Origin of the sequence: Collinsella sp. Sow4_E3, from assembly GCF_052116285.1 — a bacterium.
Taxonomy (GTDB): Bacteria; Actinomycetota; Coriobacteriia; order Coriobacteriales; family Coriobacteriaceae; genus Collinsella.
The window spans coordinates 39,389-60,511 of the sequence record NZ_JBQKLJ010000012.1; the positions used below are offsets into that span (position 1 = coordinate 39,389).

Genomic DNA, 21,123 nt, shown 5'->3' on the forward strand with positions numbered 1-21,123 from the left:
TCGTTTCACCGACATGTTCGAGACCGTCTCCATAATTGACGTTTTTAACGTTCGCGCAATTCGGCGAACGGTGGAATTTTCGAGACAAGCGACGCTTTTGCCACACGTTGCCGCGCAGCCACAACATGTGCATTTATCAGTCAAAAATAGTTGAGATTTTTTTCATATGCTTTTACCTGCGGGGATATCGGCTCGTCAAGCAATTGGTTAGTTATTGGGCAAGTTGCGGCTGATACGGTCGGCATCGACAGCCAAACCAATAGGAGTTTTGGCCCCAGAGCAGGGAGGTTTCCATGGCATATTACTGGCCCCAATACGGTTTCGCCATCGAAGTCGATGACGACCCCTATCTCTTGCCTTTCGACGAAGATGCATTTCCAGGTACGGAGGTCTACCACGTCACTACCGATGTGATCTGCGACCCCGAGTCGTTCTCGGCGCTCGCCCACCACATCGCGCGTATCCACAACATCGAGCTCCCTCACGACTTCGACGAGCTCATCTATTCGCGCCGCCTGATGCTTCACATGCTCTTTGGAGCGGACCCGTCCACGTTCGCACGTGTCTACACCACCAAGGACGCCGCATGAGTGCGAAGAAGCCGCCCCGCCTTGCAGGACTGGGGCGTCGCAAGAAACTCGTCGTTGTCTGCCTGGCTGTCGTCTGCGCCCTCATCGCCATAGGGCTATACGCCTGGCAGTCGCAGCCCGTGCCCGAAGCGGGCGCCTCAGTCACGACGGCAGAAGGTAAATCGCGCCAAGAAATCCAGGATGAGCTCGACGCCATCGTCCGCGACAACATGATGACGATCTCGGTCGCGCCGGTCGCACAGTTGCAGGAAGGCGGCAAGTTGCGCGTCAACGTGCAAAACGTCCAAGACAACAAGTTTCCCCAGCGCTTCCGCGTGATTCAAAACGACGAGACCATCTATGAGTCCGGTGTGGTCGAAGCCGGCAAGACGGTTGAGACCTGCCCCGCCGGCGATATCCAAGAAGGCGAGGCATATATCGAGATTCAGGCACTCGATGCCAAGACCTACGACACCCACGGCAATCCGACGCGCGTCAAAGTGCGGGTGGCACAGGCAGAAGGCTAGTGGCCGACGCGCTCGCAGGGGCAGCACCCTGTCCCCATTCGTCCAACCATCACGGAAACAGTCCGTGACGAGCAGAAAGGATCGATTATGAACACACCCATGAACCTGAGCGGAGCCAGGGCACTCGCCGTGGGCGCAGGGCTTACGCTCGCACTTGCGATGGGCGCCGCGCCAACGGCGGCCATGGCAGAGGTGCGCGTTGGAACCACCGATGTGACGGTGAAGGCCGACATTAGCAATGTTTCGTTTAAGGCGCCAACGGTCATCCCCTTTGCCGCCAAAGCCGACGGAACGCTTGTAGGACCCTCCGACGAGACGATTACCATCGACAACCTCTCGGCATATGGCATCCACGTCACCAACATGAAGGTCACGGCCAAGAACGACTGGACAATCGTTGCAGACGCAAAGACGGGCTCGGCCCAGAACTCCATCGATTTTAAGGTTGGCCCCGATGAGGCAGAAAAGGATGCCAGCTCGGCGACTCAGACTACGGGCCTCGATCTTTCCAAAGACGCAAGCTTCGACATGAAGTACAAGGACATTGGCGACGGAACGGACAAAATTAGGCTCAATGTGAGTGGCCACGTCGCCCGCGTCACGCGTGACATCTACCACGCCACCGGTACGGGAGATCAAGTGGCAAGCATCACCTGGACGGTCGAGCCCGGTGCGCACGCCACGTCCTAAGGCGATTGCACTGGCCGCCATCGTCAGCATCTTGGCGTCCGCACCCGCAATGGCCTTTGCTCAACAAGAGCAAGCGCAAGCGGCCACAGAAGTGACCGTCGATCTTTCGGGCCTTAATCGCGGCAGCCGTCACGAGCCGCTCGTCCAGACGAGCGACACCCGGCAACTCATTGCGGTAGGCGTCGCCACGGTGGGAGCAGGACTGACGTGCCTTGGCCTGCACGTCAAACGCAACCAATAGCCAAGCACGACCGGAGTACGCGGAATAGATAGGAGAACCATGGCACCCAAAAACCTTTTGCCCGTTGCCGCGCTCTGCAGCGCACTGGCGAGCGGTACGCCTCTCGCCGCTTGGGCGACGCCCGCCACGGCAAGCTCCTTACCGCAAGCTCTGAACCCCGCGGCGAATTCGTCGGGTATCGTCGCCTGCCAACGTTTTTCGCTCGCACATGCCACGGTCCGAACCTCGGGATGCCTTCACCGCAATGCGGTCGACTCGATAGTCGTGGATATCAAGCGACCGGACAAGGAGAACGGCCCCCGGACAGGTTGCGCCATCTGCACATGGAAATCGGCTGCAGTCGACGCCGATGGCGACCCATGCGACTTAGAGCTGCGCATCGATATTGCCTCGGTCGATGACTCGGCGAACGGGGCAAAGGTCGTCTTTGACAGCACGGCCCATGAAGAAGAAGGGGGTGTATGCCTGGGCTGCGTTCCCTCGAATGTCGATGGCGCGCAGCCCATCATCTCCTTTACGGCGTCGCTGCGGCTGACCAAGGCGGACACCGAAGCCATCGCAACGGGAGATGCGCCTTTGCTGTTCTACGCTGGCGACGCGGACGACCAAAAGGCTCAAAGCACCAGGCAGAAGGGCTCGCTTAACCTCACGCGCGGATCAGAACCCGCCCCCATCAATATCGATGCCCAGGAGCCGGGCGTGCAGCGCATTCTCGCCGATCCGGCGCTGCTCCAAATGACATGGCACGGAGTGGGGTCCGTCGAGATTGCCGCTCCTATATCGAGCGATAATGACAAATCCCCCAAAGACGAGGTCGCAGACGCACCGGCACATGTTGACGATGCATCATCAGAAGATAACGCTGCGGTTCCTCTCGAGAAGCCAAGCGGCAGCGCCACCGAACTAGGTGATTCCCAACCGAAAGACGGCCTGGACTTTGCCGCTCCCCCAGGTGTCGACGAAGGCAACTGTTGCATGATGGTCGCGCTCGACCACACGGAAACCGTCGATGCTGCAAGCATTGAGCCAGTCGCTGCCAATGCGCCCCGCCGCAAAAATATCCTCATCGCATTCCCCAACACCGTCGAGCTCGTCTTTTTGCCTTCGGGCGAAGTCGTCGCGCCTACGGCACTTACAGCAGTGGGAGCAAAGAGCGCATCGAACGATATCCAAGCTATCTCGGCACTTGATGCCACAACGACCGCCAAGTTACACCTTTATTCCGTTGCAGCAGACGGAACGCGAACCGAAGAATTCGACGGAACCAAGCTTTTGCTTCCTCGTCGCATCGGTATCCAAGAAGACGTCCCCTATCAAATGGAACTTGAAGGGTTCGATCGCGCACGAGATGCCGACATCATTGCCGCAGCCATCGAATCCCCGCAGCACCTCATGACGCTGCGCTTCGACTTTAGCCCCATCCTGTCCTAGACCGCTAACCGCCGCTTGGCTCGGATACTGAGCGCCCCCTCCCCGTTCTGCTACGATTGCCGCGTTGGCATCAATTACAGGAGGGTTCATGCCGGGTTTAGGAACGATCATCAACGTCGCGCTTTTGATCGCGGGCGGTCTGCTTGGCCTTATGGGTGGGCGCTTCATTACGCCTCGCATCCAAGACACGCTCATGAAGGCGTCGGGGTTGTGTGTTCTGTTTATCGGCCTGGGCGGCACCATGCAAAAGATGCTCGTTATCGATGGAGAGGCGTTGGCGACCACCGGCACCACCATGCTTATCGTCTCATTTGCCCTCGGTTCGCTCATCGGCGAGGCCATCAACCTGGAGGCCGCCATCGAGAACCTCGGCGAATGGCTCAAGCGCAAAACCGGCAGCGAAGGCGACAACGAGTTCACCAACGCCTTTGTCTCGGCATCGCTCACCGTGTGTATCGGTGCCATGGCCATCGTAGGATCGATTCAGGACGGTCTGCTCGGCGACTGGTCCACGCTTGCCCTGAAGGGCGCGCTGGACTGCATCATCGTCTGCACCATGACGGCCTCGCTTGGCCGCGGCTGCATCTTCTCGGCCCTGCCCGTTGCCGTATTCCAGGGCACGATCACGCTTTTTGCCGGCGCACTCTCCCCCATCATGACCACCGCAGCCCTCGACAGCCTTTCGCTTGTGGGCTCTATGCTCATCTTCTGTGTTGGGGTTAACCTTATTCGACCTCAGACCTTCCGCACGGCCAACATGCTCCCCTCCGTCGTCGTGGCGGTCATCTACGCCCTCTTGTTCTAAATCTATCTACATAGCGGTTTCTCGAACACCTGTTTGATGCTGTGCTATGATATGAGGTCACCGAAGCTGCGTTAGGAGAGGAGAAGCGGTGGCCGACCAGGACGTCAAGATGCTCATCGAGCGCATTATGGCCGAGGCCCGGACCCATCAGTCCGCCCGCTTCTCAAACGAAATCTATGCCGACGAGCCGATTCTCAAGACCGGTCGACAGATGCAGAACTTCCTCCCCGACCAGTACCGCAAGATGCGCGAGATATCACGCTGGCAAGATGATCCCAAAGGCGGCGCGGGACGTTGGCTATCGGAGGCGGAGCTCTTTTACCGCCAAGGCCTGCTGATGGCCGACTTCGAGGACGATTGTCCCTACAACGGCACCTTTAAGTCGTACTTTCCCACCTACAATGCCATGAGCGATCGACAGTTGCGCGGCTACTTTACCTGGCGTGCCCAAGTGCGCCGCGGAACTGTCGAGGAAACGTCTACGTCCTTTGCCTTCCTGTATCTCTATGAGCTGATCTGCGGCATTGGCGTAGATGACCCACTCGATGGCTTTAACAAGATCAAGGCCTTTTGGAACGCCTATCGTGCCTTCGAGCCCGGCATCGACCGGTTTGCACGCGTGTGGTTGCAAGATTACGCCGTTTTCCACGGGCTCGACCCCAAACTGCTTCGCGACTCTAAAACCGTCATGTTCGATAACGCCCTTATCGAGCTGCGGCGCGCGGCTCGAGACCTTGCACCTGCACCGACGCCGTCGGATCTGCCGTCTGCGCGTCGTAAGACCTCCGAGCCTACGCTCCCCCTCCCGCCCGACGAGGCGGGCGAGGAGCGACTCATGGCCGCTATCAACGCCCTCTCCACGTATAACCTCGATAACTCTAGACTCGATCGCAGCCACCATCGCGACCTACGCCACGTGGCATGCGCCGTGTACGTCCGCATGGCGCGCTACTATGACACGCATCGAAAGAACGGTATCGTGGCGAGCTTGTTTGGGGAGGAGACGGCCATGCCCTATACCATGTTTGCCTCGGCCGTGTTCTTTGCGCCCGAGCGCCACGAGGACTGCGAATACCGTCTTGACCCCATCCATATCTACCGCTGCCAAAACGGTTTTTGGGAATGCATGCGAATTCACGGCAGCAGGCAAAAGAGCAGCAAGCTTGGTGAGATGATGCGCGCCTGCGACCAACGTCTGCGCCTGGCCCTAGCCCCCGCCCACCCCCTGAAGGAGGAGAAGGTCCCCAAATATCTGGCCAAAATCATCGATGACGAGATCGTGGCATGGCTTTCGTGGGATGCCGCACACCAGCCCGTCAAGATCGATATCGATTTGAGCCAGCTGGGGCACATTCGGAGCGCCGCCGCGCAAACGCGTGAAGCGCTTTTGATTGATGAGGAGCGCGAGGACGGCACGCCCGTGGAAGCCGAGGCAACGCTTATCGAGCAGCCGGGCCGCGAGTCTGCGCCCGGCATGACTGCCGAACCTGGCGAGATGACCATTCAGCAAGACGAACCCGACGAGCCGACTGTCTCCGCCGAAGAGTTTGGCGTCATGGCACCGCTCCTCGTGTCTGCGCCCGCACCCGTAACGCCCGCGTCTGCCGAAGCTACGAACAAACTCGCGCCCGCCGAAGATGCCTTTCTTCGCGCGCTCCTCGAGCAAAACACAGTGCAAGCGACATCGGCAGTGGAGAGGTCGGGCCAGAGCGAGGATATGCTCGTCGACAGCATCAACGAGACGCTCTTTGACCTGGTGGGAGACACCGTTATCGAGTTCGGCGCGGCAGGACCGCAAATTATCGAGGATTACGAAGCAGACGTGAGAGGATACCTAGACCATGAGTGATACCGCATCCGCAGCACCCCGCGTGCCCAAGCGCGTCGCTGCCGTCATTCTCAACTCACTCAAGGGCGGTGTGGTCCCGCGCATCGGCCTTCCCTATATCACCGTAGGGCGCGAGGTCGAGATCCGCGCCCTGCTCACCGATTTGAGTCTCATCGCCGACGGTGGCGCGAGCTTCCGGTTTCTGGTCGGTCGCTACGGCGCAGGCAAGAGCTTTTTGCTCCAGACCATCCGCACGCACGCCATGGGCGAGGGGTTCGTCGTCGCCGATGCCGACCTGTCGCCCGAGCGCCGCCTGCAGGGCGGTCAGGGGCAGGGCCTTGCCACCTACCGTGAGCTCATCCGCAACATATCGACCAAGACGCGCCCCGAGGGCGGTGCGCTCAACCTTATTCTGGATCGCTGGGTCGCCTCGTGTGCCGACGTCGACGAGTCGGTCGTCAATGCCCAACTGGCCCCGCTCGAGGAGATGGTCCACGGCTTCGACTTCGCCCGCATGCTCCGCCGCTACCGCACGGCCGTATCCGAGGGCGATGAAGAGGCCATGAGCCGCATAACCAAATGGATCCGCGGCGAATACCGCACCAAGAGCGAGGCTCGCGCCGAACTGGGTTCCTCGACCATCATCAGCGATGACGACTGGTACGACTACGTTAAGCTCATTGCGCGCTTTTTGGTCTGCAGCGGCTACAAGGGCATGCTGGTGCTCATCGACGAACTCGTGAATCTGTATAAGATTCCCAACGCGATCACGCGCCAATACAACTACGAGAAGATCCTGACCATGTACAACGACACGCTTCAGGGCAAGGCGCAGTACCTGGGCATGATCATGGGCGGCACGCCAACCTCCATCGAAGACCGCCGCCGCGGCGTGTTCTCCTACGAGGCCCTGCGCAGCCGACTCGCTCAGGGCCGCTTTGCACGCGAGGACCTTAAAGACATGCTCGCGCCCATCATCCGTCTGCAGCCACTCACCTACGAAGAGTTGCTGGTGCTGATCGAAAAACTCATGCAAATTCACGCCGGCTACTTTGGCTGGACGCCCACGCTTACCGAGAGCGACCTGGTGGACTTCCTCAAGATTGAGTTCGGTCGCGTGGGAGCCGACACGCATCTGACGCCGCGCGAAGTCATTCGTGACTTTATCGAGCTGCTCGACATCCTATGCCAAAACCCCGACGCCAACGTGGCCGAGCTGCTGCAAAGCGTCGGCGGTGACGCGCCAGCAGCCGCAACAGACGACACCGGCACCGCAGGCGCCGACCGCAACTTCGCCGAATTCGCCATCTAACCTGCCAAAAAGGGACAGGTTTATTTTGGCAGGTTTTATCTGGGCAAACATTGAAGCAGTCATGCAGCAAGCCACTGCCCGCCGCGTTGAGAGATTCGCTTTTGAAAGGAGGCCCCGTGAACGCCTTTGACCGCTACGCCCCGTTTATCCAAGACTTCATCTACTCCCACGATTGGGAGAGTCTCCGCTCCATTCAGGTTGCGGCGGCAGATGCCATCTTTAACACACAAGACAATGTGCTCCTGACGGCATCCACGGCTTCCGGCAAAACCGAGGCCGCCTTCTTTCCCATCCTGACCGAGTTTTGGGAGAAGCCGCCCGCGAGCGTGGGTGCCCTCTACATCGGCCCCCTCAAGGCGCTCATCAATGATCAGTTCGTCCGCCTTAATGACCTCTGCGAAGAGGCCGATATCCCTGTCTGGCACTGGCATGGCGATGTCTCGCAGTCGCACAAGGCTAAGCTCATCAAAAAGCCGAGCGGCATCTTGCAGATTACGCCCGAGTCACTCGAGGCGCTCCTGATCCATAAGCACATGGCGATCCCGCGCATGTTTTGCGACCTGCGCTATGTGGTCATCGACGAGGTCCACTCGCTCATGCGCGGCGACCGTGGCGGGCAGACGCTCTGCCTTATCGAGCGACTCTCGCGCATGGCCGGCGTGCAGCCTCGACGCATTGGCCTTTCGGCCACCATCGGCGACCCCGAGCGCACGGGCGCTTTTCTCTCACAGGGAACGGGACGTGACTGCGTTATCCCTCGTTTTGAGGAACCGCGCCGCGTGTGGCGCATCTCCATGGAGCACTTCTACAACTCGGGTCCCCAGGCACAGCAGCGGGGATTCGAGAGCATGGGTCCTCAAGAGGCCGAAGTGCTTGCCTCCGAGCGCATTGAGGCAGCGGCACCCACGGCGCTGCCGGCCGACACCCAAGGCGCGAGCCACAGCGGACAGCCCACACAGGACAAGCGCCGTCAAGGTCGCAAACGGGCACAGGGTAAGGCTACCTCCGGGAACCGCTGCACTTCTTCGGCCCCCGAGGGCGAAGTCGACATCCCCCGGGCCGCCGAGCAAGCGCTCCTCAACCCCACCGACACCGCACCCGACAACGCCGATCCCGGCATGGGCTATATCTTCGAACACACCCGCGGGCGCAAGTGTCTGGTCTTTGCCAACTCGCGCGAGGAGGCAGAGGCCGTATGTTCCATGCTGCGCAGCTACTGTGAGAGCCGACACGAGCCTGACCGTTTCCTCATCCATCACGGCAATCTTTCGGCATCGTTGCGCGAGACGGCAGAAGAGCTCATGCGCGATGAGGAGCAGGCACAGACGACCGTCACCACCTCTACGCTTGAGCTTGGCATCGATATCGGCCGTCTGGAGCGTGCGTTTCAAATCGATGCGCCATTTACCGTCAGTTCCTTTTTGCAGCGAATGGGCCGCACGGGACGCCGCGACCTTCCGCCCGAGATGTGGTTTGTCATGCGCGAGGAAGAGCCCGAGCCGCGCACGATGATGCCCGAAACCATTCCGTGGAAGCTCCTGCAGGGCATCGCACTCGTACAACTCTATCGCGAGGAAAAGTGGGTCGAGCCGCCCGAGCTCGATCGACTCCCCTACAGTCTGCTCTATCACCAGACTATGTCGACGCTTGCCAGCACCGGAGAGCTCACGCCGGCAGAACTTGCCCAGCGCGTGCTCACACTCAGCTATTTCCATCGCGTCTCAGCCGATGACTATCGCGTGCTGCTGCGTCACCTCATTAAGATCGACCATATCCAGGTCACCGAGGGCGGCGGACTCATCGTGGGCCTCGCGGGCGAGCGCATCATCAACAATTTTAAGTTCTACGCCGTGTTCCAGGAAAACGAGGAGTTCACCGTCCGCAGCGAGTCGTCCGAACTGGGCACGATCGTCAATCCCCCACCGCCCGGTGAACGCATCGCCATCGCCGGGCACTGCTGGATTGTCGAGGAAGTGGACTGGAAGCGCCATACCGTCTTTGCCACGCAGGTCAAGGGCCGTGTGCCGGCTTACTTTGGCGACTGCCCCGGCGACATCAACACGCATGTACTCGAGCGCATGCGTAAAGCGCTCAACGAACATGCCGCGTATCCGTACCTTATGGGCAACGCGCGAGCCCGTCTGGCGCAGGCTCGCCATACGGCCGAGATTTCGGGTGCGGGCACTAGGCCACTCATTAACCTGGGCGGCGACACCTGGGTGCTCTTCCCCTGGCTGGGCAGCTATGCCTTTTTGGCGCTCGAGCGCATGCTCAAGATTAAATGTGCCGCGGATCTGGGCCTTCGCGGACTCGACCCGTCGCGCCCGTACTTTATGCAGTTTAAGATGAAGGCCGACGAAGAGACGTTCTTTGAGGTACTCGCCGCCGAGGCCGAGAAGGACTTCGATCCCATCGAGCTCGTCTATCCCGGCGAGGTGCCTTACTTTGATCGTTACGATGAGTTCGTTCCCGAAGAGCTCGTGCGTAAGGGCTTTGCCGAAGGCGTGCTCGACATAGATGGCATGAAGCAGCGTGTCCGCAGCTGGCGCGACCACGCATAAAACGGGGCTGACTATATGAGCAGTCAATTTGGGACGGGGCTATTTTAGCTGCCCTTGCAGGTAAAGCGAAAGGTTTGGCCGATTAGTGGCAGGGATAGCTAAAATAGCCCCGTCCCAAATTGACTGCTCCCGATGTGGAGCGAGCCGGCATCCGAAAGCAGCTAAAAAGCCCCGTCCCAGAAAGACTGGTCGCAGAAAGACGCGCTAGTCGTGAAGGACGGCGCCGAGGAAGTCGGCGTCAAAGGGCACGGCTTCGGCAAAGGCATAGTTCCCGTCGCTGGCGATGAGCAGGTAGTTTTCCTCGCCGCCGAACTCTGTATCGCCACAGGGGACCACCCAGCCGTGGGCGAATACCTCGAGTGCCGTGGCAGCGCAGTCGCGCAGGAACGTTACATCGCTCCCCTCGTTTGCGCTCACGATATTGGCAACGTAGATACCCCCGGGGTTCAGGCTTCCCCGCACTAAACGCAACGCCTCAACCGTCGCCAGCTCGCGTACGGGCTCGGCACCGCCAAAGCAATCGCTCACGACCACGTCGTAGCGACGATGGCCCACGCTCGTCACACCCAGATACGAGCGAGCCTCAGCGGTTATCACCCGCAGGCGATCGCCCGCCGCGCGCTCTAGCTCGTCTAGGTAGAACCAGCGGCGCGCCAGGCGCGTAATCTCTCCGTCATACTCGATAACGTCCATGCGCAGGCCCTCGTGCGACATCAGCGCAAATTTGGGATAGGCAAACCCGCCGCCACCTAGCATAAGCATACGGCTGATACCGTGACCATAAACGTCACGCATCGCATCCTCGGCCTCAAACACGTCGTCAAACGCGCGATAATACGAAAAGACGGGCTCCGCCCAGCGCTCGCCGACGTAACTCGCGCTTTGGTAGACACCGCCTTGCACCAATACGCGGACTTCATCGCCGCCCTCATCGTGCACGCGTTTCACACGCGCCAACCCATTGCGGGTTCGCGCAACCTGCAGACAGGCAGCACGAACAGCGACGGCAGCCGCACCAAGCGCCGCGGCTCCCAGAGCAACACCGGCAACAACGCCGGCAGAAACACTCGGCTTGTTCATTTAGAGCTCCTTTTGCAGATAGAGTCCATGGTCGTAAAAACCCAAATGGCGATAGTACTCGCGCGTACCGATCGCGCTGATCACGTTGATGTGCGTATAGCCCGCGTCCCGAGCAATATGGCACGCACGCTCCACCAGCGACCGCCCCAGTCCATGATGCTGCGCCGCCTGGCCCTGGTCGCCCACGCGCGCCGCCATGCCGTACACGTGCACCTCGCGAATCATCGCCTCTTCCGGCGTCGTCGGCAACTCGTCCGCATGCGCGGCAACAAACGAATGGTCGGGCAGCGACAGGCGCAAAAAGCCCGCAATCTTGCCCTGCGGCGTCACCCACTGCAAAAAGCGCTCGTGCGTCACCGGCGTCTCGTACGCTACATCCTCGTCAAGGGTCAGCTCATCCAAGTCGGCACCCGCCGTGCTGATCTCGCGATAGCGAATCTCACGCACCGTCGCACCGTCACCCCGAGCAGCCAGGCGGTTCTCGACGAGCTGACGCAGGTTGGGCTTCTTGTTGCCCACCATAATGTCATCGGAGCTAAAATCGCGGATCATGCGGCTGATACGGCAGAACGGCGGCGTCGCCACGATGTCATCGGCTAGCACGTCGAGTAGCTCCTCCTCGGTATAGGGGCGCCACTCGCCGCGCTCGTAGCAGCCCACCAGACGCGAACCCTCGATGAGCGCGCACGGGTAGACCTTGACCTCGTCGGGCATAAAGGCCCCCTCGGTCATAAAGCGCTCGTAGTCGCGCTTGTCCCCCTCGGGCGTGGCGCCCAGCAGGTTAAGCATAAAATGCGCATGGATCTTAAAGCCAAACAGGCGCGCAAGCGAAAACGCCCGCTCGATTTGGCCCACCGAAATGCGACGCTCGTTGATATCGAGCAGGTACTGGTCGAGGCTCTGGATGCCCATCTGGATCTTGGTGCAGCCCAGGCGGCGGATGAGCGTAAGCGCCTGCGGCGTTACGGCATCGGGGCGCGTCTCGATAACGAGTCCCACCACGCGATGCTTCGCCGTCTCGTTGATGCGCTGCTGACGCTCGAGCTCCTCCATCGTTGCCGTCTGCCACTCGGTGACCTCGCCCCACGGCGTACCGGGGCCGTACAAACGACGCACCGCACGGTTATAGCCGCCCACGGCAGCATCCACACGCTCCTGCTCGTCGGCAACGCCGGCAGCGAGCTCGGCCTCGTCTGTCGCAATGCCGGCAGCCCGATAGCGCTCGCGGCGCTCCGACACCACCGGCGGCAGCGCATCGGCGGGTGCATCGTCGAGCAGACGCCCCGCCTCGGCACGGCTGATGCCCGGACGCGCCAACATGGGGTTGGCCGCCACGCCGGCGACGGCATCGTCATTGAGCGCACGGAAAAGCTCCGACATAAACCATGTCTGATAGCCTTCCGGATAGTCGCTCCAGGTGCCACCGAGCACAATGAGCTCAATCTTATCGGTCGCATGCCCCATCTGCGAAAGCGCGGTCAGACGAGCGCTCACCTGCAGATACGGATCGAAGCAGTTTTGCTCCGCACGGGCGCACGCGGGCTCGGCATGCAAATAGCTTTTGGGCATACGCAGGTCGTTGGGGCAAAACAGGCAATCGCCCGAGCACGGCCACGGCTTGGTGATGACGGTAATGGTCGCTACGCCCGAAGCCGTGCGGCGCGGCTTCATGCGTAGCACCTGCAGCAGTTGACGCTCTAGCTCGGCATCGACATTCCACCCAGCCCAACGAGCCGGCTCCTCACGTTTAACCCGCTGGTAGAACGGCAGCAGACGGCGCTTGGCCAGATCGCGCTTGTCGGCACCCTCACGGCGCGCCTCGGCATGTATCAGTTTGACGAGCGCTTTGTCGTCCACGGTCTCGCCGCGACGCAGAGCCTCGAGTATGTTCAAGATAATCTGTTCCATGCCCCCATTGTAAAGGCAAAGGCGCCGAAGCCCGTCGCGGCTCCGGCGCCTTCATCAAAGAGCGCGTCTAGGGTTTATAAGTCTTCGATATCCGTTTCTCTCTCCGGATCAAACGACATGTCACCCGAACCGACCTCAAAACGATACGTGGCAGACTTATCCCCGTTGTCGAATTCAAGATTCAAAATGGTCTCGCCGTCGTAGCCAAGCGGAAGGAAATCGCTCTCGAAGTCGCCGCTGCCCAAGGTGACGCTCGCCTTAAAGCCCGTCGAGTTCGGAACCGTCATCTCCACATCGCCCGAGCCCACACTCACGTCCATCGACTTCGCGGGGGCCTGGTAAAGCTCGAACGTCACATCGCCCGAACCGACCTCAGCGCTGAGCGCATCAGTCACGCTGCCCGAAAACTCTACATCTCCCGCGCCCAGGAAAAGGTCGAAACCATCACAGCTGACACCGGCAATCTGCAGATCACCCGAGCCCACGTGCGCGTTGACTCCCTTCAGATGTTCGGCAACACGGCGTGGCAGCTCAACCGTAACTGAGCGATCGATTGCCTTACCGTCATCACTTCCAAACTGGGAAACCTTGAGCGTCGAGTCCTCGACGGATGCGATGTTTTGCGTCGCGGCCTTGGAGGCATCCATACCCTCGGCAACGCGCCCCCGCTCTAATAGGAATCGTAAAGAAGATCAGCGCGGCAAAGGGGCCGGCGCCAAACGGGAACATCAGCAAAAAGAACAGCAGCCAACACACAGCCCAATACGGGAACGACTGGAACGGGCCCTTCGCCGGAGTCGAGCCAACTGCACCGCCACTCGTCGCCTGCGCCGTAGCGGCGTTGGCGGCCTGCGCACTCCAGCTTGCCGCTTGTGCCGCCTTGGCCGCAGCATCACTCGCCTGTGTTGCCGCCTCGGTGGCGCGTGCCGCCGCCTCATGGGTGCGGGCGCGCTCCGCGGCCTCGGCCTCGCGCTGACGGGCGCGGTCCTCGTTCTCAAACTCGATATCGTCCTCGATCTCATCGCTCGGATTGAGGAGCTCGTCCAGGCTCACGCCATAGAGTTTGGCGAGCGAGATCAGGTTCTCGGTATCGGGCGAGCTCTCCGCGCGCTCCCATTTGCTGACCGCTTGGCGCGACAGTCCCAGCTTTCGCGCCAGCCCTTCTTGGCTAAAGCCTTTGCTGCGGCGAAGGTCGGCGAGCCGCTGCGCAGTTTCTACATTCATGGTTCCTCCTATGTGATGCCAGCCGTGCCGCCGGACCGTTTTTGTTCTTAAGGCGCCTTGCACAGTTAAAAAACTATCCGCCACCGCCAAAAGCATGCCACCTATTCTAGTGAGATTTTTGACAACCGGCGGTTGCGGGTGCATATGAGCTGCGGAAATGTGTCCAAACAAAGCAATGACACGTAGCTTAGTTGTCCCCGTTGCGGCGTTAACGGTAGTATGGTCGTACTGTTAATTTCGCACCGCCAACGGAGGGAGTCCCGCGCCGTGAACCGCGATTTCGCCTCATCGCTCATCCAGCTCAACAACACGTTCTATCGCGAGCACTCCGCCTCCTTTTCCGATACGCGTCAGGCCCCGTGGCCCGGCTGGGTACGCACCATGGATATCGCGCTCGAGCAGCTCGACGTCGCCAGGATCGAGCATCCCGTCCGCGTCTTCGATCTCGCCTGCGGCAATATGCGATTCGAGAACTTTGCCGCCGGCGGCGCACTTGCCGCCAAGGGCGTCGACGGCGCAAACTCCTCGGCAGACGCCAGCTGCCCGTTTGAGTTCTATGGCGTCGACTCGTGCCAAGACCTGGCTATCGATGCGCACGGTCACGCCCTGCGCATTCCCAACCTGCACTTCCAGGAACTCGACGTGCTCGATGCCCTCATGAAGCTCAACCCCGCCGAGACTCCCGACGCGCTTTTCGACGCCCCGCTCGCCGACATCTCGGTCTGTTTTGGCTTTATGCACCACGTACCGTCGTGCGAGTACCGCGTACGCGTGCTCGACGCCCTGGTGCGGCAGACGCGCCCGGGCGGCATCATCGCCATTAGCTTTTGGGAGTTTATGAACGACGAGCGCATGGCGCGCAAGGCCGTTCGCGCCGAGGCCCGCGCCGAGCTCACCCCGCCGTTTGAGGGTTACGATTCAGCACAGTTTGAAGCCGGCGACCACCTCATTGGCTGGCAAAACGACCGCCATGCTTACCGCTATTGCCACCACTTTGACGATCAGCAGATCACCGACTTGGTGCGCGGCGTGCGCACGTTCTACAAGAGCGGCGAGGTCCCCGTACGCGAGCTTGAGCGCTTCCATGCCGACGGTCGCAGTGGCGAGCTCAACCGCTACGTGATTCTCAAGCGCCTGTAGGCGCCGACGACTCGCCGTCGAGCCGCACCGCGTCTTTCGGGCAAGCTATGCCTACCCTTTTTCAACCCATTGACGGAACGCGCAGCTATGCGTTCCATACTTATGACCAAGGAGCCTCATGGGAGCCGTCCACGTTCGCACGCCTAAGAACTTTGTGCTCGAAGAGCGCCTGGAGCGCTACGCCGATGCGATTGAGACGAACCCTGAAATCTATGCCGGAGATTGGCGCGAGGCCTGTGCGCCCGCAGGCAGCAAGTCTTTCGAACACCTTCACCTGGATCTTGGCTGCGGCAAGGGAACGTACCTTGTAGAGCGCGCGGCCCACGAGCCAAACACGCTCTTTATCGGCATGGACCAGGAGCCCATCTGCATCGCCTATGCCGCACAGAAAATCTGCGAGCAGGAACTGACCAACGCACTCGTCCTGCCCCGAGGCGCCGCATCGTTACCGCAGCTGTTTGCCACAGGCGAGCTCGATGCCATCACCATCAACTTTCCCACGCCGCAGCCTAAGGCCAAGTACGCCAAAAAACGACTCGTCCATGTCGACCATCTGATGCTCTACCGCCCGCTTTTTTCAGCCGGCGCCACCGTCACGCTGCGCACCGACAGCAAGCCATTGCGCGACTACGCCCTGGGGCAGTTTGCCGCGGCCGGCTACGACACACTATGGGTAAGTGACGACGTTCGCCGCGACCATCCCGAGCATCCCGAGACCGAATACGAGCGCCGCACGCGCGAGATGGGTGCCGCCGTCTATGGCATTTGCGCCACTCCCGACGCGCTGCCCAGCGATGAACAGCTCACGGCGGGGCGCGCGCAGGAGCAAAGCCTTGCGTGCTACCTGCCCGACAATCTCGATGAGCTCACCTACGTGCCCCTCGGCATGGAAGAGGCCGTCGAGAACTTTAAAAACCGCGCCCGCAAGGGCAAGAAGCGCTTACCGCAGGAGTCCCAGGGGCCCCTGATGGTCGCGGCTTCGGCAAACAAGCGCAAATAGGCGCCAGCAAACGACCCTCAAATCTAAGTGAGTAGACTTTTTTGCAATAGCCAAGCACAACCCGCATAACCAATACTAAAACCGCAGGTAGAGCCTTTGTGCAAAAGCCATGTGCTCGCGATATTGCAAAAAGTCTACTCACTTAGCTGGCAACTGCACCAAACAGCTGGGCAGAACGCCCATTTCCTGCATTTTCTTGCCTGCGAACGCATCGATGCGACGCTACGCCATAATAGTTGGCGGACAATCGCGAGAGAAAGCAAACACATGGCACAGACCACGACAGATACCGCCGCCAGCACCGTCTCCGGTGCCGGCGCCGCCAGCTCGTTCTCGGGCGGCACGGGAACCGAAGCCGAGTTTGGCTCGCTCGGCGCGCTCTCTCCCACCTGGTGGGAGCCCGAGGACGGCAGCGAGCCCGAACCATGGCTCACGCCCGATCAGGCCTTCGAACGCTTCTTTGAATGGACGAGCGACCGTGGCATTGAGCTGTGGGATCACCAAGAAGAGGCCCTCATGGACCTGGCCGCCGGCGATCACGTCATTTTAGGCACACCGACTGGATCGGGTAAATCGCTCGTCGCGCTGGGCATGCTCTTTATGGGCATGGCTCAGGGCAAGCGCTGCTATTACACGGCCCCCATCAAAGCCCTGGTCAGCGAAAAGTTCTTCGACCTGGTACAGGTACTCGGCCGCGATAACGTCGGCATGATCACCGGCGATACGCATATCAATACCAAGGCGCCCGTCATCTGCTGCACGGCCGAAATCCTTGCCAACGATGCGCTGCGCGAGGGCGAAGATGCCGATGTTGGCTGCGTCGCCATGGACGAGTTCCACTACTTTGCCGACCCCGATCGCGGTTGGGCCTGGCAGGTACCGCTGCTCACCCTGCCCCACACGCAGTTTATGCTCATGAGCGCCACGCTCGGCGATGTCTCCGCCATCGCCGCCTCGCTCGAGGAGCACACCGGCGCTGCTTGCGACTTGGTTGTCGATGCCCCGCGTCCTGTTCCGCTGAGCTACGACTATGTGACGACCTCCCTTGAGGGCACGGTCGAGCTCGCCATGCGCCGTGGCGAGGCCCCGCTCTATATCGTGCACTTTAGCCAGGATGCCGCCCTTGCGACGGCACAGTCGCTCGCCAATTTTGGCATCGCCAGCAAGGAGCAGCGCGAGGCCATTAAGGAAGCGGCAAAGGGAACGAGCTTCTCCACGGCCTTTGGCAAGATTCTCAAGCGCCTGCTTGGATGCGGCGTCGGCGTGCACCATGCTGGCATGTTGCCGCGCTATCGCCTGCTGGTCGAGCGCCTGGCGCAGCAGGGCCTACTGCCCGTCATTTGCGGCACCGACACACTCGGCGTCGGCATCAACGTACCCATCCACACCGTGGTGCTCACCGCGCTCACCAAGTTCGATGGTTACAAGATGCGTCGCCTGCGCGCCCGCGAGTTCCATCAAATTGCCGGTCGCGCCGGTCGCTCGGGCTTCGATACCGAGGGCATGGTGATCGCCGAGGCACCCGAGCACGAGATCGAGAATGCCAAGCTTATGGCCAAGGCGGGCGACGACCCCAAAAAACTCCGTAAGATTAAAAAGAAAAAGGCCCCCGAGGGCTTTGTCTCATGGAACAAGCAAACTTTTGAGCGCCTGATCGAGACGCCACCCGAAACACTCAAGCCACGCCTGCGCATCACGCACTCTATGGTGATTAGTGTGGTCGAGCAGGGCGGCAATGCCCGAGCCCGCGTACATGACCTCATCGAGACAAGCCTGCAGACCCCCGAAGAAAAGGCCAAGCTTGAGGTTCGCGCCGACGAGATCTTCGCCACGCTCATCGACTCCGGCGTCGTCGTGCGCACCGAGGTGCCGCCCGCACCCGACGCTCCGGCTGACGCCGCGCCGGACATCGACTACGCGCTGACGGTCGACCTGCCCGAGGACTTTGCGCTCGACCAGCCGCTCTCGCCGTTTTTGCTTGCCGCGCTGGAGCTGCTCGACCCCGAAAGTGAGACCTATACCATGGACCTCATCTCGATGGTCGAGGCCACGCTCGAGGACCCCAAGCAGGTATTGCGTGCACAGGAGCGCGCCGCACGCGATCGCGCTATGGCCGAGATGAAGGCCGACGGCATCGAGTATGAGGAACGCTTGGAGCGCATTCAAGACGTCACGTACGAAAAGCCGCTCGAGGATTTGCTCGACGCCGCTTTTGACAAGTACTGCCAGGAAGTGCCCTGGGCAAACGACTACCAGCTCTCTCCCAAGAGTGTCCTGCGCGATATGCTGGAAAGCGCGAGCGATTTTAAGGGTTACATTCAAAAGCTCGGCATCGCCCGCTCCGAGGGCATTTTGCTTCGCTACCTGGCAGAGGCCTACCGTTCGCTCGACCGCACCGTACCCATCGAGAAGCGCGACGAGCGCCTGCGCGACATTATCTCGTGGCTGGGCTTTGTGGTGCGCTCGGTGGACTCGAGCCTGGTGGACGAGTGGGAGAACGCCGGCAACCCGGCAGCCCTCGATGCCGCGCCGCCACAGGGCATCGACGAGGTCGTGGCGGACCGCCGCGGCTGCACGCTGCTGGTGCGCAATGCGCTCTTCCGCCGCGTGACCCTTGCCGCCCGTGAGCACGTTCGCGACCTGGGCGAGCTCGACGACGACTGGGGCATGAGCGAGATCCGCTGGCAAAAGGCCCTCGATGCCTACCATGAGCAGCACGAGGAAATCCTCACCGACGGAGATGCCCGCAGCGCCGCGATGTTTTCCATCGATGAGTCCGACGAGAAGACCGCGCACGTATGGCACGTGCACCAGATCTTTGCCGACGAGGACGGCGACCACGACTTTGGCATCATGGGCGATGTCGATCTGGACGCCACGCAAGACGGCGGTGAAGTCATCTTCAAAAACTACCGCGTCGGCTTTATCGAAGACCTGCTCGAGGACTAGTCGAACATACTGGAACGAAACGAAGCGGGGCCGTTGGCAATATCGCCAGCGGCCCCGTTTTTGCACTATACGCTATGCCTTACTCGGTATCCTCGACCTCATACGAATCCGCCTCGGCTGGCTCATCGTTTGTCTCTGGCGCAGCCCCGCGCGCCTCGTCAAACGCCGCCTTCATGGTCTTGTTGCCCCACGTGAGCTTGCGAATGGTAAGATCATCGGCCTTCTTGTTGGCTAGGCGCAGATTGTTCTCGGAGGACAGCAATGCCTCCTTGGTTTTCTGCAGATGGCTAATCGTCTTGTCGATCTCATCGATTGCCGTTTGGAACTTGCGGCTCGCGATCTCGTAGTTGCGACCGAAATCATTCTTGAACTTCTCCATCTTGGCTTCGAAGTTCGTGACGTCGATATTCTGCTGTTTGTACTCCGCTAGCTCCTGCTTATAGCGCAGTGAGCCCATGGCGGCGTTGCGAAGGAGCGTGATCATGGGAATGAAAAACTGCGGGCGAATCACGTACATCTTCTCGTAGCGATAGCTCACGTCGACTATCCCTACGTTATAGAGCTCGCTCTCGGGCTCGAGCAGCGTGCAGAGCACCGCGTACTCACAGCCTTTCTGGCGACGATCGTGATCGAGTTTCTTAAAGAAGTCCTCGTTTTTATGCTTGGTCGCGGTCTCGTCGTTTTCGTTTTTCATCTCGAACATAATCGAAATGACCTCGTTGCCGCTCGCGTCGCACTCGCGGAAGATAAAGTCGCCCTTGGTACCCTCGGACGCATCGTTATCCTTCTCGAAGTACGCGTTGGGAAATGCCGTCATGCGCAGACGGTTAAACTCGGTCTCGCAGTGCTGCTCGAGCGACTCGCCCACCATCTTGGTGGACAGACGGACCTTCATGTCCTTAAGGCGCTCGATCTCTTCATCCTTGTAGCGAATCAGGTCATCGCTCGCGCGCTTGGCCTGCGCAAGCTCAAGCTCGTGTGCCGCCTTGGCCTGTTCCTCGCGAGAATCGCGCACCGCCAGCTCGCTCGTCAGTTTGGCACGCGCCTCATCGCGCTCTCGCTCCGCCGCGGCGACCGCCTTCGACAGCTCCATTTTTGCAGAAAGTTCTTGCTCACGAAGCTGTGCACGAAGGCCCTCGGCCTCGCGCTCAGACTGAGCCTTTGCGGCGGAAAACTTCTCTTGTACCTTCGCGCGATAGTCAGCAAGCGCGCGCTCGGCCTCGCTGCGAGCGGCATCGAGCTCACGCTGCGACTCTGCCGCGGCAGCGGCAAGCGCCATCTCCTGGGCCTTGTCCGCCGCGGCAAGCCTGGCCTGCAGCTCGGCAATCTGAGCATCACGTGCAGCTAAATCGTTTTGAGCGGCATTGCGCGCCGCCGACTCGACGAGCTTGGCTTCGTCATCTTTGCGCTCCAGCTGCGCACGCAAATTGTCGATCTCGCGCTGGAGTTCGGCATTCTCCTTTTGAGCGTTGGCTCGTGCCTCTACCGCCGCGCGCTGGCTTGCACTCTCGCGCTCTGCGGCAGCGCCCTCGAGCTTGGCACGCAGCTCGGCGAGCTCAGCATCGCGCTTGGCAACCTCTTGTGCCAGCTGTTGAGCTGCAGCGTTCTTCTGCTCGGTAAGCTGAGCGTTGCGCTGGGACTCTGCCTTTTGCAAGGCAGCCATCGAACGCGAGCGCTCAAGCTCCAGCGCTTGCTCGCCCTCGCGCTGGACCGCCTTCACACGCTCATCCAGGTCGCGCGAAAACTCGGCATCGCGCACTTGCTTGACGATATCCGCATAGCCGGATGCATCGACCTTAAATACTTCGCCACAATGCGGGCACTTGATCTCGTTCATAGCAGCTCCTCGCTGGACGCA

The 21,123-nt window shown here is 60.6% G+C and carries 17 protein-coding genes; 12 read left to right on the plus strand and 5 right to left on the minus strand.

Features of this window, described 5'->3' with window-relative positions:
* Positions 1-293 precede the first annotated feature (293 nt).
* The 9 genes from ACTQ48_RS07810 to ACTQ48_RS07850 all read left to right on the plus strand — a co-directional run bounded on the left by ACTQ48_RS07810 (position 294) and on the right by ACTQ48_RS07850 (position 9,964).
* On the plus strand, positions 294-590 hold the full coding sequence (locus ACTQ48_RS07810) for a hypothetical protein (protein ID WP_154517147.1): 297 nt from the start codon (positions 294-296) through the stop codon (positions 588-590).
* Positions 587-1,096: a hypothetical protein gene (locus tag ACTQ48_RS07815; RefSeq protein ID WP_441570530.1), complete on the plus strand. Its 510-nt coding sequence runs from the start codon at positions 587-589 to the stop codon at positions 1,094-1,096. Before ACTQ48_RS07810 ends, ACTQ48_RS07815 begins: the two co-directional genes overlap by 4 nt.
* 87 nt (positions 1,097-1,183) lie before the next feature.
* Entirely contained in the window at positions 1,184-1,786 is a 603-nt protein-coding gene (locus ACTQ48_RS07820; protein WP_441570531.1) for a hypothetical protein, read from the plus strand.
* Complete coding sequence (locus ACTQ48_RS07825; RefSeq protein WP_441570532.1) at positions 1,767-2,027, plus strand: hypothetical protein; 261 nt, start codon at positions 1,767-1,769, stop codon at positions 2,025-2,027. The genes ACTQ48_RS07820 and ACTQ48_RS07825 overlap by 20 nt, the downstream gene beginning before the upstream one ends.
* Positions 2,028-2,066: 39 nt before the next feature.
* Positions 2,067-3,458 (plus strand): hypothetical protein, encoded by a 1,392-nt coding sequence (locus ACTQ48_RS07830; RefSeq protein WP_441570533.1) that lies wholly within the window; start codon positions 2,067-2,069, stop codon positions 3,456-3,458.
* A gap of 88 nt (positions 3,459-3,546) precedes the next feature.
* Positions 3,547-4,263, plus strand: coding sequence for a DUF554 domain-containing protein (locus tag ACTQ48_RS07835; RefSeq protein WP_154517132.1), 717 nt, complete (start codon positions 3,547-3,549; stop codon positions 4,261-4,263).
* An 88-nt stretch (positions 4,264-4,351) separates the two neighbouring features.
* The gene (locus tag ACTQ48_RS07840) at positions 4,352-6,112 is read left to right on the plus strand and encodes a TerB N-terminal domain-containing protein (RefSeq protein WP_441570535.1); all 1,761 of its coding nucleotides are present in this window, start codon (positions 4,352-4,354) and stop codon (positions 6,110-6,112) included.
* Complete coding sequence (locus tag ACTQ48_RS07845) at positions 6,105-7,403, plus strand: ATP-binding protein (RefSeq protein ID WP_441017292.1); 1,299 nt, start codon at positions 6,105-6,107, stop codon at positions 7,401-7,403. Before ACTQ48_RS07840 ends, ACTQ48_RS07845 begins: the two co-directional genes overlap by 8 nt.
* 116 nt (positions 7,404-7,519) lie before the next feature.
* Positions 7,520-9,964 (plus strand): DEAD/DEAH box helicase, encoded by a 2,445-nt coding sequence (locus ACTQ48_RS07850; RefSeq protein WP_441570537.1) that lies wholly within the window; start codon positions 7,520-7,522, stop codon positions 9,962-9,964.
* A gap of 204 nt (positions 9,965-10,168) precedes the next feature.
* Here ACTQ48_RS07850 and ACTQ48_RS07855 read toward each other — a convergent pair whose 3' ends face one another.
* The 4 genes from ACTQ48_RS07855 to ACTQ48_RS07870 form a co-directional block, all read right to left on the minus strand.
* Positions 10,169-11,044, minus strand: coding sequence for a spermidine synthase (locus ACTQ48_RS07855; RefSeq protein WP_441570538.1), 876 nt, complete (start codon positions 11,042-11,044; stop codon positions 10,169-10,171).
* Positions 11,045-12,952 carry an elongator complex protein 3 gene (locus ACTQ48_RS07860; RefSeq protein WP_441570540.1) on the minus strand — a complete coding sequence of 636 codons (1,908 nt, stop codon included), beginning with the start codon at positions 12,950-12,952 and terminating at the stop codon, positions 11,045-11,047.
* A 74-nt stretch (positions 12,953-13,026) separates the two neighbouring features.
* A complete protein-coding gene (locus ACTQ48_RS07865) occupies positions 13,027-13,599 on the minus strand; it encodes a DUF4097 family beta strand repeat-containing protein (protein WP_441570542.1) in 573 nt (190 codons plus the stop codon).
* A complete protein-coding gene (locus ACTQ48_RS07870) occupies positions 13,520-14,176 on the minus strand; it encodes a helix-turn-helix domain-containing protein (protein ID WP_441570544.1) in 657 nt (218 codons plus the stop codon). The genes ACTQ48_RS07865 and ACTQ48_RS07870 overlap by 80 nt, the downstream gene beginning before the upstream one ends.
* A 267-nt stretch (positions 14,177-14,443) precedes the next feature.
* On the opposite strand from ACTQ48_RS07870, the gene ACTQ48_RS07875 reads away from it, so the two are divergent.
* The 3 genes from ACTQ48_RS07875 (at position 14,444) to ACTQ48_RS07885 (ending at position 19,265) form a co-directional block, all read left to right on the plus strand.
* The gene (locus ACTQ48_RS07875) at positions 14,444-15,316 is read left to right on the plus strand and encodes a class I SAM-dependent methyltransferase (protein WP_441570546.1); all 873 of its coding nucleotides are present in this window, start codon (positions 14,444-14,446) and stop codon (positions 15,314-15,316) included.
* 118 nt (positions 15,317-15,434) lie between these two features.
* Positions 15,435-16,316 carry a tRNA (guanine(46)-N(7))-methyltransferase TrmB gene (trmB, locus tag ACTQ48_RS07880; RefSeq protein WP_154517108.1) on the plus strand — a complete coding sequence of 294 codons (882 nt, stop codon included), beginning with the start codon at positions 15,435-15,437 and terminating at the stop codon, positions 16,314-16,316.
* Between the two features lie 267 nt (positions 16,317-16,583).
* Positions 16,584-19,265 (plus strand): DEAD/DEAH box helicase, encoded by a 2,682-nt coding sequence (locus ACTQ48_RS07885; protein WP_441570548.1) that lies wholly within the window; start codon positions 16,584-16,586, stop codon positions 19,263-19,265.
* 79 nt (positions 19,266-19,344) lie between these two features.
* On the opposite strand, the gene ACTQ48_RS07890 is transcribed toward ACTQ48_RS07885, so the two are convergent.
* A complete protein-coding gene (locus ACTQ48_RS07890) occupies positions 19,345-21,102 on the minus strand; it encodes a DUF2130 domain-containing protein (RefSeq protein ID WP_441560122.1) in 1,758 nt (585 codons plus the stop codon).
* Between the last annotated feature and the right edge of the window lie 21 nt (positions 21,103-21,123).

Bases quoted from the DNA above. Each gene is read 5' to 3' on its own strand.
- ACTQ48_RS07810 (WP_154517147.1), top strand. From the start codon at position 294: ATGGCATATTACTGGCCCCAATACGGTTTCGCCATCGAAGTCGATGAC.
- ACTQ48_RS07815 (WP_441570530.1), top strand. From the start codon at position 587: ATGAGTGCGAAGAAGCCGCCCCGCCTTGCAGGACTGGGGCGTCGCAAG.
- ACTQ48_RS07820 (WP_441570531.1), top strand. From the start codon at position 1,184: ATGAACACACCCATGAACCTGAGCGGAGCCAGGGCACTCGCCGTGGGC.
- ACTQ48_RS07830 (WP_441570533.1), top strand. From the start codon at position 2,067: ATGGCACCCAAAAACCTTTTGCCCGTTGCCGCGCTCTGCAGCGCACTG.
- ACTQ48_RS07835 (WP_154517132.1), top strand. From the start codon at position 3,547: ATGCCGGGTTTAGGAACGATCATCAACGTCGCGCTTTTGATCGCGGGC.
- ACTQ48_RS07845 (WP_441017292.1), top strand. From the start codon at position 6,105: ATGAGTGATACCGCATCCGCAGCACCCCGCGTGCCCAAGCGCGTCGCT.
- ACTQ48_RS07855 (WP_441570538.1), bottom strand. From the start codon at position 11,044: ATGAACAAGCCGAGTGTTTCTGCCGGCGTTGTTGCCGGTGTTGCTCTG.
- ACTQ48_RS07860 (WP_441570540.1), bottom strand. From the start codon at position 12,952: ATGGAACAGATTATCTTGAACATACTCGAGGCTCTGCGTCGCGGCGAG.
- ACTQ48_RS07865 (WP_441570542.1), bottom strand. From the start codon at position 13,599: ATGGATGCCTCCAAGGCCGCGACGCAAAACATCGCATCCGTCGAGGAC.
- ACTQ48_RS07870 (WP_441570544.1), bottom strand. From the start codon at position 14,176: ATGAATGTAGAAACTGCGCAGCGGCTCGCCGACCTTCGCCGCAGCAAA.
- trmB (WP_154517108.1), top strand. From the start codon at position 15,435: ATGGGAGCCGTCCACGTTCGCACGCCTAAGAACTTTGTGCTCGAAGAG.
- ACTQ48_RS07885 (WP_441570548.1), top strand. From the start codon at position 16,584: ATGGCACAGACCACGACAGATACCGCCGCCAGCACCGTCTCCGGTGCC.
- ACTQ48_RS07890 (WP_441560122.1), bottom strand. From the start codon at position 21,102: ATGAACGAGATCAAGTGCCCGCATTGTGGCGAAGTATTTAAGGTCGAT.